This is a genomic window from Streptococcus troglodytae (genome assembly GCF_002355215.1).
Taxonomy (GTDB): Bacteria; Bacillota; Bacilli; order Lactobacillales; family Streptococcaceae; genus Streptococcus; species Streptococcus troglodytae.
Window position 1 is genome coordinate 1091843 of sequence record NZ_AP014612.1, and the last position, 13781, is coordinate 1105623.

11 protein-coding genes and 2 pseudogenes are annotated in these 13781 nt (G+C 33.2%); all 13 read right to left on the bottom strand.

Annotated elements, in window-relative coordinates:
- Positions 1-25: 25 nt before the first annotated feature.
- Positions 26-1153, bottom strand: a complete 1128-nt coding sequence (locus tag SRT_RS05345; RefSeq protein ID WP_128833316.1) for a polyketide synthase — start codon at positions 1151-1153, stop codon at positions 26-28.
- On the bottom strand, positions 1150-1548 hold the full coding sequence (locus SRT_RS05350; protein ID WP_128833317.1) for a KS-MAT linker domain-containing protein: 399 nt from the start codon (positions 1546-1548) through the stop codon (positions 1150-1152). Before SRT_RS05350 ends, SRT_RS05345 begins: the two co-directional genes overlap by 4 nt.
- Positions 1533-1991, bottom strand: a complete 459-nt coding sequence (locus SRT_RS10495; RefSeq protein ID WP_197702783.1) for a ketoacyl-synthetase C-terminal extension domain-containing protein — start codon at positions 1989-1991, stop codon at positions 1533-1535. Before SRT_RS10495 ends, SRT_RS05350 begins: the two co-directional genes overlap by 16 nt.
- Positions 1992-2015: 24 nt before the next feature.
- A pseudogene (locus tag SRT_RS11335) lies at positions 2016-3181 on the bottom strand (beta-ketoacyl synthase N-terminal-like domain-containing protein); the annotation flags it as partial.
- Between the two features lie 10 nt (positions 3182-3191).
- Positions 3192-4634: pseudogene (locus SRT_RS11340) on the bottom strand (KR domain-containing protein).
- Positions 4592-4795, bottom strand: coding sequence for a hypothetical protein (locus SRT_RS11345; RefSeq protein ID WP_353511576.1), 204 nt, complete (start codon positions 4793-4795; stop codon positions 4592-4594). The pseudogene SRT_RS11340 and the gene SRT_RS11345 overlap by 43 nt, the downstream one beginning before the upstream one ends.
- A 37-nt stretch (positions 4796-4832) precedes the next feature.
- Positions 4833-5372, bottom strand: coding sequence for a polyketide synthase dehydratase domain-containing protein (locus SRT_RS11120; protein WP_128833320.1), 540 nt, complete (start codon positions 5370-5372; stop codon positions 4833-4835).
- Positions 5333-7723, bottom strand: a complete 2391-nt coding sequence (locus SRT_RS05380; protein WP_128833321.1) for a type I polyketide synthase — start codon at positions 7721-7723, stop codon at positions 5333-5335. Before SRT_RS05380 ends, SRT_RS11120 begins: the two co-directional genes overlap by 40 nt.
- 139 nt (positions 7724-7862) lie before the next feature.
- On the bottom strand, positions 7863-8579 hold the full coding sequence (locus SRT_RS10755) for an acyl carrier protein (protein ID WP_420011486.1): 717 nt from the start codon (positions 8577-8579) through the stop codon (positions 7863-7865).
- Between the two features lie 8 nt (positions 8580-8587).
- Positions 8588-9511, bottom strand: coding sequence for a polyketide synthase (locus tag SRT_RS10760; protein ID WP_223213911.1), 924 nt, complete (start codon positions 9509-9511; stop codon positions 8588-8590).
- Positions 9512-9582: 71 nt separating this feature from the next.
- On the bottom strand, positions 9583-9864 hold the full coding sequence (locus SRT_RS10765) for a KS-MAT linker domain-containing protein (RefSeq protein WP_223213912.1): 282 nt from the start codon (positions 9862-9864) through the stop codon (positions 9583-9585).
- Positions 9861-10502 carry a polyketide synthase gene (locus tag SRT_RS10770; protein ID WP_223213913.1) on the bottom strand — a complete coding sequence of 214 codons (642 nt, stop codon included), beginning with the start codon at positions 10500-10502 and terminating at the stop codon, positions 9861-9863. Before SRT_RS10770 ends, SRT_RS10765 begins: the two co-directional genes overlap by 4 nt.
- The gene (locus SRT_RS11060; protein WP_230401494.1) at positions 10499-13765 is read right to left on the bottom strand and encodes a beta-ketoacyl reductase; all 3267 of its coding nucleotides are present in this window, start codon (positions 13763-13765) and stop codon (positions 10499-10501) included. The genes SRT_RS10770 and SRT_RS11060 overlap by 4 nt, the downstream gene beginning before the upstream one ends.
- Between the last annotated feature and the right edge of the window lie 16 nt (positions 13766-13781).

Below are 13781 nucleotides of genomic sequence, written 5' to 3' on the forward strand. Positions count from 1 at the left end.
GTTTTACCTTGCATTTTCTTTAAGGTTAATTTATTTTTGTATTTTCTGTTGTCTTACCGATTTTGTAATAACGCATAATTCTTTCCTTTACAACTGGCTGGTTGAAGGTAAGATCATGCATCTTTTCTTCTTTATAAATATATTTCAATAGCTGTTCTTTAATATGTGTAGCCAATTCTTTCTTCAAGATCTTTAACGAATGTATCGGTTTATCTACTATTAATTTTGCTATTCTAATGGCACTATTTAATACTTCCTCTTGAGGACGGAAGATAACCGAAGCACCTCTCTCTTCTAATTCTTCACCTCTAAAAGATTTTGCTGTGTACATCATCTCTGTTGCCAAATTTCCACCAAGTTTTTCTTTTAATATAAACGTTGCACCCATTCCTGGTGTGAATCCATATTTTGTAAACACAGCATTATAGACACCTTCTTTGGACATGACAACAATATCTCCATATAATCCAAATAATAATCCACCTCCTGATGCATGTCCCTGTATCGCTGAAATTACCGGTACATTGCATTGTAATAAACCAAGGAACATAAATGGTGTATCTGTAAATTTACTTTTCTGATTTGATATATCAATAAGTTGTTTCTGTGTCCCTCCCATACAGAAAACATTGTCATAACCAGTTACTATGACTGCTTTAATATTTGGATTTGTATTGATTTTATTAAACTTATTTACCAGACTCATAACCAATTTGTCTGAGAATGTATTTGTATTCTCCCGATCGGTTAAGGTCACAACTGCTATAGCATCTTCAATAATATTCAGACAGACTTCATCTCCATCATAAGATTCACTTTTTTTCTCCCATAAACGCACTCTTTCCTTTATATTATCTAACCATTCTGAAGGAACTTGAGATAATTCTGTATCTACTCTTTCTATTGTTTGAGTAGGTATCACCTTTTTGCTCTCTTTCTCAGCTATTTCTCCATGGTTATAACTTCCAATCCAATATCTTTTATTAACAAACGGATGTGTTGGAACATTAATAATTCTCGATTGTGTCTCATTAAACAGTTTTGTCCAATCGAATTTTGCTCCTTGAACCCATAACTTAGCAATTTGAGAAAGATTCTTTTCCTCTACTATAGTTCTTAAAAATTCCTGACTATCTTTATTATCAAAAATCATTGTATCAGGCTGTTTTTCTTCGTATTGCTATGATATATATCCTCTTTGGAATAAGTGCCGTTGTTATACTCATCTAATTTTTGTTTTAATTCAGATATACTCTCTGCTAAAAAAGCAATTCTTTCTTCCATTTCCTCTCTTCCTACTGCTAATGTATAAGCAATGTTACTAAGTGTGCATCGATACTCATCTTCACTTATTTGATTCGCATCATTCAATTGAATCACAATATCTTTCTTCCTATTCTCCCATAAATAATCCGTGATACTGTCAATCGAATCTTCAACACTGCACATTTCCGGATCAATATTAATACTATAAATCTTATTTAATTTTTCAATAAAATGATTTATTTCAACCTTTCCTGCGCCGTATCCTTTTATTTTTCTGCACAATCAATTTGTTTATCTTCTACACCTAATAATTCAGCAAGCTCTCTCAACAACGTTTCCTTAAACTCAGCAAAGAAGAACTTATTATCTTCTTTAGTATTTTTCTTATTCTCTAGCCAATCACTAATAGATTTTACATATAGCTTTAATCTCTGCTCATTTCTTGCAGAAATAATAATAATTACAGGATCATCACTAATTACTTCATCACGCTTTGTATCCTTTTTCGTATATTCTTCAAGAATAGCATGTGCATTCGTTCCTCCTGCTCCAAACGAACTAATTGCTGCTCTTCTTGGAATTTCAACATGCTCCCCATCAATCATAACTTTGGGTCGATTCCATTTTTCAGTCGTATGTTGAATATAAAAAGGTGAATTTTTAAAGTCAATCTTTGAATTTATTATATCAGAATGAATGGATGGAACTAATGTTTTATTTTTCATTTGCATAATTACTTTTGTAAGTGCGGCAATCCCAGCTGCTGATTCAGAATGTCCAATATTTGATTTTACTGAACCAATTGAACAATATTGTTTACTATCTGTAAATAATTGATATGCTTTAGTGAGTCCCGTTATCTCAATTGGATCTCCCAGAGATGTCCCCGTTCCATGCGCTTCTACATAACTAATAGTTCTAGGATCAATCCCTGTTTTTTTAATGCCTTTTCAATTACTTTTGCTTGTGCATTCGGATTTGGTACTGTATAGCCATTTGTTTTTCCTCCATGATTTAGTGCTGTTCCCTTAATAACTGCATAGATCTGATCTCCGTCTCTTTCTGCCTCACTTAAAAGTTTTAACAGAATAACACCCACACCTTCACTTGGTACGTATCCATCTCCACCTTCACCAAATGTTTTGCATCTTCCATCTATTGATATAAATTTACCTTGGCTTAACAATAAATACTTATTTGGGTGCAAAATTAAATTCACACCTCCAACTAAAGCCATATGATTCTTTCCTTTTTGAATATCCTCACATGCCAGATGTAATGCAGTAAGCGTAGAGGAACACATCGTATCTATTGATAAGCTTGTTCCGTGCAAATCAAAGTAATAAGAAATACGATTTGCAATTGATGCAAATGATGAATTTAACGCAATCATATTTCCTTTATTACACTCGTCAATTCCATATAGTTGATACCCTCCGTACATTACGCCTACGAATACACCTACATCTTTTCCTGCAAGCCTATCTTTAGGATAACCCGATCCTTCCAGACAGTTCCAAACCGTCTCTAAAAATAAGCGTTCTTGAGGATCCATTAATTCAGCTTCTTTTGGTGATATATTAAAGAATAATGGATCAAACTTATCAACATCCTTAATAAATCCACCCCATTTTGAATATGTTGTTCCTTTATTATTTTTATCTGGATTAAAATACTTGCGATAATCCCAACGTTCTTTTGGAATCTCTTCTATACAATCTTTTCCTTGTTTTAGATTTTCCCAGAACTCTTCAATATTTTCTGCCATTGGGTACTTTCCACTTATTCCGATAATAGCAATATCATCATTGTGATCCACTGACTCCTGATACTCTATTGAATCAATTCTTCCTTTACTTATTCTGATATCTGGTTCAGAATTTTGTTCATCGCTCTGACTATTCTTTTTATTCATCCTAATTAATTCAACTAATTTTTCTCTGTAATCTTCCATGAAATAAGCGCATAGCTTTCGTATATTGCTGTATTCAAATAACAATGAACTCGATAATTTGCCAAATACTTTTTCTAATTCCTCGTTAATATTAATAATAATGAGTGAATCAATTCCATATTTATCAAAATCAACTTCTGGCTTAATTCTTTCAGCAGACACTTTAATTACTTTTGAAATAATATTAATAAAGTATTTTTCAACCCTATTTCTGAATTCATAGAAATCACTCTCTATGTCCTCGTTCTCATTAGAAATATCCTGAGTCCGATTTTCATTGTTTACAACTTTAACGTTGTTTCTAATTGCTTCATTTATGCCATTCATAATCATAAACTGACCTCCTTGTGTATTTAGTAAATACTCAAAGAATTGAAAACCATCACTCGAATCTAACGCTAACATTCCAAGGTGTTGTAAAAGCCTTTTTTTCGTATCATTATCAATTTTCATTCCACCAGTTTCCCATAAAGGCCAATTTATTGAAACTGAAGTTCCCTTTCTCTTACCTCTGTTTACAAGAGATTTTCTCTCTTCCATAAAATAGTCCAAAAAGCTGTTCGCATATGAGTAATCACATTGTCCCACATTTCCAAATACTGATGCAATTGCTGAAAAACAAACAAAAATTCCAAATTATCTTCTTTCGTTAATTCATCCAGATTAATTACACCTTTTATTTTAGGTTGTATTACACTCAGTATCATATCTTCTGTTTTCTTTATAATCAGTGCATCTCTGATCACACCAGCACTATGTATGATTCCATTAATCTCTCCATACGCACTCCTTATTTTATTTAGTTCCGTTCTGAGCTTACTTCTATCCGTAATGTCCACCTGAATATATTGAACATTAGAACCTTTCGCCTTAATTTTACGGATTCGACTCTTTTTTCTTCAGATAATGCTGATCTGCCTAATAAACAAATTGTTGATATTTCCTTGCTTGAAATGTATTCTGCAAATAGAAGACCTAGGCCGCCAGCACCCCCACTAATGACATAGACAGAGTTTGCTTTCACCATACTATCATATTGCCTCAGCTTTTCCACCGGGATTTCTTGCATAACTTTCATCATTCGTCTATTATCTGTATATCGAATGTCAAACATAGCACTGCCACTATCATATAAACTGAACTCTTTTTTTATTGCTTTAATCAGATCTGTATTTTCGTCAACCATAACCGATTTCATTACTAAGTTTGGTAATTCAAGCTTTACTGACTTGCCATAACCATTAATAGCGTTCCATTTTGCACAACTGTCATTTCCTCTTTTCTGTACCATGTTTACTATCGCAATTTTATTACTGATTAAATATTCCATAAATGCTTTTGTTAGATAATGCATTTGTAATACACAAGACTCTATCTTTTTGTCAAATAAATTGAACTCTTTTTGTTGTACCATAAATTAATTATATAGATTGATTTCATATTCTTTTTTAAAAGACTGTCTCTTAATCTATTATAATCGTTTTCGCTATTTGGGTTAATCTCATATACATACTCATCCACTTGATGACATTCCCTTGCTGGCATCACCAAATAAATAGAATTACTACTATGCATATTTTGCTTTAACTTAAGATAATTGTTTTTATCTATGTCAAAAACTACGATACTTTTGTTTTAAATGCTTTTCTTTATATGTACTCTCCTTCCAGACATTCTTATATGCTACAAGACTACCTTGTTTTTCTGTTTGAATTCCATTGTCATTATTCTGCTTCTTTATTGGTCTGGACAAAATTCCTCTTAATTCAACTAACGTTCTACCATACTTGTTCAGAATATTAATGTCATATTTCTTTACACCGAATTCTTTACAGCTATCTCTTGAGAATTTTACATGGGCATAGCATTCCTTTTCAATTTTATCATGGATATATATATCTTCGATTTTAAATGGTATATTGCAGACTCCGTTTTCTTTATCAATTAGACTTCCTAGTGCAATGGTACTTTGAAATGCGCCATCTAACAAACCCGGATACAAGACATAAGCTTCTGATTCCTGATAATATGTCTTTTCTATTTCCAATCTAGCCAATACCTCATTATCTGAGCGCCATAGCTTCCTTATTGTTCGAAAGCGTTTTCCATAGTTCACAAATGTAGACTCAAATAATCTATAATATGATTCCATATTGGCAATTTCTTCATCGCATTTCTTTTTATCTCATCAAGATCCTCAATGACAACATCCTCTGAACTATCATCTGTCTCATAGCTTATCTTACCTGTTGCATGTATTATTTTTACATTTTCTCGCTCTTGTGTAGAGATCTCAAATACAACATCCTCATCTTTTTTTGATAAATCAATCCATACATCTAACAAATCCTTCTTAACTTTTATCGGATTCAGCCATATAATATTTTTGATTCCATATACCTTTCGCTTCTCGGATAATTCTGCAGCAGCTCTTATCATTTCAATATAGGCTGCTCCTGGAAATACTCTTTCTCCTTGGATTCTATGATCTCTAAGAACAGTTTCATTTCCTGTTAACGATAATTTAAATCTGGTGTCTTGAAAGGTTGATTCATTACTCGTAAGAAGCGGATGCATAGAAACACTCTCTGATATATAATTCACATTATCAATTTCATCAATCCAATATCTCTCCTTCATAAATACATACGTAGGGAGAGAAATCCTCATACAATCTTCTCCTTCATAAATATTCTCCCAAGGTATATTCTTCCCATCTAGATACAATTCCTTGATTTTCTCTAGACATACTTTTCGTTCTGTGGATTTCACTTTCTCATGAAATTTTTTTAATACATTGTCTATGTCTAGTTGAACGCTTATTAATTCCTCATCCACTTCAATAGATTTGTCTATTTTACCCTCATCTGTTAGTAAATCAGAGAACTGTTTGATCAGCTGTTTCTTTTCGTTGGCGATGACCGCTACTCTGTACTCAAAATGTGCTCTTCCAACATTTAATGTATAACTAATATTATTTAATGACTCTATGCGCTCTTTTCCATTTAACCACTCAAGTAATTGTTGAATCATTCTCTTAAGACTGTCTTTTGTCTTTGCCGATAATGTAAATAATTGATATTCCTGATGATTGCTACACTTACTTTCATATGGCGATTCTTCAATTACCATATGACAATTGGTACCGCTTAGTCCAAAGGAACTGACTGTCGCTAATCGTTTTCCTCCATCTTCTGTGATCCAATTCTTATACTCTGTGTTCACATAGAAAGGACTTCCCTCTAAATGAATATGCTCATTTAATTTATTAAAGTGTAGTGATGGAACCAACTTTTTATGTTTCAAACACAACAATACTTTAATAAGTCCAATTGTCCCTGCTACTGTTAAGCAATGTCCAATATTCGTTTTAGAGGAGCCAATCGCACAATATTTTGTGCGATTGGTATATTTCCTAAATGAATCTGTCAAAGCTGAAACCTCTATTGGATCACCCAACTTAGTGCCTGTCCCATGTGCTTCGACCAAACTAATCTTATCTGGGTTAATACCATATTTTGTATATACTTCTAATTCCAGCCTTTTTTGAGATTTTGCACTAGGTGCAGTAATCCCGTTGGTTTTACCATCCTGGTTTACTCCACTTCCTTTAATTACTCCGTAAATAGAATAGTTTTCACTTACTGCTTTTTTTAAGGACATTAGTACAACTACTGCTGCTGCTTCGCTTAATACAAAACCATCTGCATTATTATCAAAGGTCTTGCATTTACCATCACTTGAAAGCATCTTACTATTGCTTGTCATAAGATTCATATCAGCAGTAGATAATATATTTACTCCTCCGGCTAACGCCATTTCACATTCGCCATTTACAATACTCCTGTACGCCATGTCCGTAGCTACTAAAGAAGACGAACATGCGGTATCAATCGCGATACTAGGTCCAGTCAAATTTAAATAGTAGGAGATCCTGGCACTCAATATAGAATTCTGTCCTCCATTTAATGTAAGTGCATCTAATTTCTGCTTATTATGTCTAAGATTTTGTGAATAGTCTCCTTGCGCAACACCAGCAAAAACACCCACTTTTACTCCTGATAATTTTTCCGGATTAACTCCTGCATCCTCGATCGCTTTCCATGATTCCTCTAAAAATAATCTTTGTTGAGGATCCATAGTATACGCTTCCATTGGAGAAATATTGAAAAACAAAGGATCAAATTTATCATAATCCTCAAGAACTCCACTCCACTTACAAATCGGTCTGCTATTTTTTACCGTATCTTTTGCAAGTTTCCAACGATTCTTTGGCGTCTCTTTTACACTATCCACACCATTTTGCAAGTTACTCCAGAACTCATCAATATCTTTTGCTCCTGGAACTACTGCTGAGATACCAACGACTGCAACATCTGTATTCTTTATATTAACTTTCTTCTTATTCTGTTGTTTTAATAATGCCACTCCCTCTTCAACTGATATCGTTTCATTTTTTATCTTTGAAAGAATGTCACTCTTGTTTAACTCTGTATATTTCATAGCAAATCCTCCAAATACAATTCAACTTCTTTTATATCCATATCACCTTTTTTGAATTTATTCAACACATTTTCCAATTTTTTATCTTTGTTCGTTTCCTGTATTTGTTCTTTATTTACCGATTGAAACCACGCACTATTCACTTCCGCGGATGCTCCAAAATTTTTGCGTGCAATAGCATTAATATTTTGTTTTTACTTCCTTTACTCTTAATTTGTTTCTTTATGTATTCTACCAGTTCTTCAAGTGTAGGATGATCATAAACACTAATTGTCTCTTCATTCAGCAAAAATTCCTTATTTATCTTATTTACGATCTCAATTACATTGATGGAATCAAGCCCATAACTATTTAATGACTTTTTCATATCAATATCTTCTTTGTTGATATGTAAAGTATTCCGAAGAATCTCTATTACTCTCAACTGAACGTCATCATGATTATTTTCTCTAACTTTAACTAGATGCTGTTCTGAATTCTTTAATTCTTCCTTTTGCGGATTCTTCAATGTTTTACTGCTAAAAAATTTACTGTAATCATCTGGATCATAATGATCAATTCTATCGGAATGCTCTCTCTTCTGTTCAGTGCAAATAAACTCAGAAAGAGTTTCAATATTTGGATAATTAAACATGCTTGCTGCATCCATACACAAGTTCCATTGTTCATTCAAATCACGAATAATTTCAACTGCACTAATAGAATCAACTCCTAAATCCCTAAATAGTTGGTTGGTTGAAATATCTTGTATTGGTATATGCAGTTTTTCACTTAAAATACTATATATACTATCTTTAATTTCTGAACTTTGATTGTCTTCTTTGTTTATTTCACTTGTCTCTTGCTTTTTAGCTATCCTAAGCTTTAATTTTTATTATCATGTTTAATTTTCACTGGCATAGAATCCTTATTCTTTAGTACAAGCTTTCTTTCCGACTTTTTTTCCTCCCTTGCTATTTTTTCAAAATTAGCATTAAAATAATGTTCAATAAGATTTGACACGTCAATTTTTGAAAATACATTATTATGCATCCTTACTTCTGATTCAATAATTTTCGGAATCACTTGCAGTACCCTTAAAGCCAGTTCTTTTTTTAGCTCCACTAAGGTCTCTATTGGTTTCTTTGATAACATTCTTGCAATACTGATTGCCTTTGGTAATACTTCCTCTTGATTCTCAAAAATGAATGAAGCTCCTCTTTTTTGTAACTCTGCTCCAGTAAACGATTTTGCTGTAAACATCATTTCATTTGCAAGAGTACCTCCCAAACGCTCCTTAAGAATATACGTACTTCCCACACCTGGTGTAAATCCGTATTTTATAAAGTTTGTACTGTAAATACTCTCTTTAGACATCACTATAATATCCGCAAACATTCCTAACACGAATCCCCCACCTAATGCATGTCCTTGAATAGCTGATATTACAGGAACATTACATTTCAATAATCCTTTGTATACAAACGACATTTCTGAACAATTTGATTTCCGTGTAGCAATGCTTGTTAATTGTGTATCAGTCCCCCCCATACAGAACAAATTATCATAACCGGTTAATACCACTGCTTTAATATCATCTTGCTTATTAATTTTGTTAATCTTATCCCAAAGTCCTAAATGCATATTCGTTGTAAATAGATTTTTATTTTCTCTATTCTCCATACGAATTACTGCAATATTACCATCAATGATATCCATCTTTACTTCTGATGTTTCATACTCAATCTGTTCCTCACATGCATAACTCTTGATATCCTCTGTACCTTCATTTGCCCTTTCTTCTTTCAAAGACTTTGGTTTGAAACTATTAAACCAATATGATTTATTATCGAATGGATAAGGAGCAAGAGATACTATTCTTAAGTCATTTTTTGAAGAGGTACCTCATTACTATAAATCTCCCCATTCATAAATGCCTCCACTTGCTTCTTATGGTTCGAAGCCAGATTACAGTTTACAAGATCAAAATCATCACTTGTAAATACACACTCATTAATTGCTTTACCATTACTATAATCCAATAATAATTTTGCTGCTGCTGTTCTATCTGATGCAATAAATGCCAGTTTCTCACTCAAAATGTTGCGTCCAGTTCTTAAAGTAAATGCAATCTGTTTTATTGTAATATCCTTGTGTTTCATAATGTATCTTGCCATTTCCTTTGCATACTTACGGAGTGTTTTTTATTTTCAGCAGATAGTACAAGCACCTCTTCCTGATTCTCACCACTATTCTCTGCTACCTCCTCCTTATATTCTTCCAGAACAATACTGACGTTAGTTCCTCCGGCTCCAAATCCATTCACAAGGGCCCTTCTTAAATTATCTTCACTTTCATTGACTCCAATTTCTGGTTGTTTCCAGTCTTCCAAAGTTCTTTGAACATAAAATGGTATATCCTCGAAATATATATTGGAATTAAGTTCTTTACAATGCAGCGTGGGTACTAACTTCCTATGCTTCATCTGTAAGAGTACTTTTGTTATACTAGCAATACCAGCTGCTGCCTCTAGGTGTCCAATATTAGATTTTACAGAACCTAAAGAGCACATTCTTTTCTCTCCAATCGAATCATTATTAAATGCCTTCACTAGACCTGCAACTTCTATCGGATCTCCAAGTTTTGTTCCTGTTCCATGCCCTTCAACATAGTTAATCATACTGGATTTAAGATTAGCATTTTTCAATGCATTCTGAACAACCTGTGCTTGTGCATTCGGATTAGGGACTGTATAACCATTCATACTTCCATCATGATTTATAGCAGTTCCTTTTATCACTGCATAAATTCTGTCATGGTCTTTTTTGCATCAGAAAGTCGCTTTAATACAATAGCACCGACACCTTCTCCCGGAACAAAACCATCAGCATTATCTCCATACGAATGGCATTTTCCTGTTGGGGATAGCATCCTCATCTGACATAACTGGATATACTTGATTGGATGTAAATACAAATTCACTCCACCGACAATTGCCATTTCACTTTCGTTTTTAAGTAAGCTTTCACAAGCAAGATGCACTGCTGTCAACGATGATGAGCAAGCTGTATCAACCGTCAAGCTTGGTCCGCTAAAGTCAAATAGATAGGAAACTCTGTTAGCAATCGACCAGTAAAATGTATTTGGTACTACATACGTATTGTTTTTCAAACCACTTGGTCCCCAGAGACTGTAAGTATTCGTAGTTGCTCCAACAAACACACCTATATTTGTGCCACCATTAGCATTTGTATATGTATTCAATCTTTCTTTGTTAATTCCTGCATCTTCCAAGGCTCTGTAAACTTCTTCAATAAATATCCTTTCTTGTGGATCCATTGACTCTGCTTCCTTTGGGGATATTCCAAAGAATAACGGATCGAATTTGTCTACATCTTTGATAAATCCTCCCCATTTACTATACATCTTACCTTCTAAAGCCATATCCAAGTGCTCATCGTAATAATCCTCTATAGTCCATCTACTCTTTGGTATCTCAGAGATACAATCTCTCTCTTCCAATAAATTATCCCAATATTGTTCTACATTTTCTGCCATTGCATATTGTCCACTTACGCCGATAATAGCAATTTCTTCACACTTCATATTACTGCTCTTTTTGAAATCTGGAATCTCACTTTCACTACGAGTGCTCATTAAATCTTTTCCTTTGGTTTTAATAAGATATTTTACAAGTTCTGAAATTGTAGAACATTCATATAGTAAAGTTTTAGACAGCTTCCCAAATTTCTTTTCTGAAAGTTCATTAAAATGATTTATCATTATAGAATCAACACCATAATCTCTAAAACTTACTTCTGAATTTATTTGATTTACTGGAATTTCTAAAATTGCTGAAAATATATTTTTTACCTCGTTTTCAACAAAATCATTTATATTATGGTTTGAACTGGTACACTTACTCCCAAGTACTTCATTCACCTCTTGTTGTAAATTAAAACTAATCTCATGTTCGTTTTCTATATTAGTTACACTACATGTTACAAGTTCTGTTTGTAATAGAGTTTCTAGCGAGTCTAGACCAGCTTCCATTGTAATCCCTTTTCCCGTCACCTTTGCTATTGACTCTAGCTGATCCTTACTGATTTTCATACCTCCCTCTAGCCAGAATGGCCAGGCGATTGAAATAGTATGTCCTCTTCTTCTCTCTCTCTTACATAATTCATTACGATAATTTGCAAAATGATTCAAAAATGAGTTCGCATAAGCATAATCACATTGTCCAGCATTTCCCACTTCCCCAACCAGAGAAGAAAACATGACAAAGAAATCTAACGGTTCATCTTTTAATACTTCATCAAGATAAATGGCCCCTTTTATCTTTGGTGCAATTACTTTTTCCATTTCATCAATACGTTTTTGACTAAAGTATTGATCATTAACAATACCCGCGCAATGAATTAAACCCGATATACTTCCATACTTAGATTTTACATTGTTTAACAGCGATTTGATACTATCTTTCTTTGTAACATCTACCTGAAAATATGTCACTTGTGACCCTTTATTTCTCAATAATATCAACTGTTCTTGTTTTTGAGTATCAAGCTCTGATCTTCCAACCAATATTACAGTTGCATGTACACTAGAAACAATTCTATTTGCAATCCGATAACCTAATCCACCGAATCCACCAGTAATTAGATAAACCCCGCCGTCTCTATAAACTTTTTTATTCTTAGTAACAAGAGAGGGGTGTATTCTATCCATTTTACGAATTAGACGAGATCCATTCTGATATGCTACTTCATAATGCCAGTCCATTAAACACTCTTGAACTATGGTTTTACAGTTATAATCCTCTTTATTATATTTTACAACTTTCATATGAATTCCTGGTTCCTCTTTTCCAAGAGATTTCATAAAACCGGATACTGCTCCTTTAAAGGATAATTCACTATTATTATCACTAAGATAATTATATGTAAAATATATTTTATGGTCCTTGTAAATTGATACAAACTTCTTAAATACTGTAAACAAGCTCTTCCAGTCTGTACTTTCCGGTTTTTCCACATGACTGTAACCATCTTCACAATAAATAATAACTTCCGGAATAAAAGCACTTCGATCAAGCCAATCAATTAGTTCCAACCAGCACGTTTCTTCATCCACTTTTAGTAGATATAAATAATCCCTTACTTTTTGAACATAAGGATTAAATGTTACCAATACTACACTACCCTTTAACTCATTTTTCTCAATGTATGTAATCCAGTCACTTTCATTTTCACAAAAGATAATTGTTCTTTTATTTAATTTCATTTCAGATTTATCCTGATATTGACTCGGTACCATTTTTCCACTGTAATAACAAATCTTACAATCTTTATCAACCGTTCTTGTATCTATCCTCAATTCTTTCTTCGGTACCCAATATGATTTTTTCTGAAATGGATATGAAGGCAATGAAATTCGGCATGCATCTGATAAACCATCCCAATTAATTGTCTGACCTGTTACCCATGCATTTGCTATCATTGAATACGTTGCTTCTTTGCTGTTTATTACAACTTTATTATCCTGACCTTTATTACTTACTACACCTGTATACGTATCATTTCCTGCCTTATTATTTTGACAATAATATTCTAGTTTCCGAATGAGATCCTGCATATCTTTAGCAATGATGGCAAGTCTCACTTCCATTGCTTCTCTTCCCACAATAAGGGAATACGAGATATTGTTCAAATTTAATTTCTTCGCTTTATTTTCCTTTAAATAATCATATAAGCTTTTTGCATACTCATTTAATGCTTTATTACTTTTTGCAGATAAAATTATGATTTTTTCCTTATCTAGTTGATCATTTGTTTCCTTATTATCAATATATTCCTCCAGAACCACGTGACTATTAGTACCACCAAACCCGAAAGAACTTACACCTGCTCTATATGGGAGAATGACGCCACTTTCGTCAATATTATGTTGCCAGTTCCTTGAATCATTTACAAAATAGAACGGAGAATTTTCAATATTAATATACTTATTTTGATTTTTTAAATGTAGACCTTTTACCATCTTTCCATACTTCATCATCATAAGAATTTTAATGACT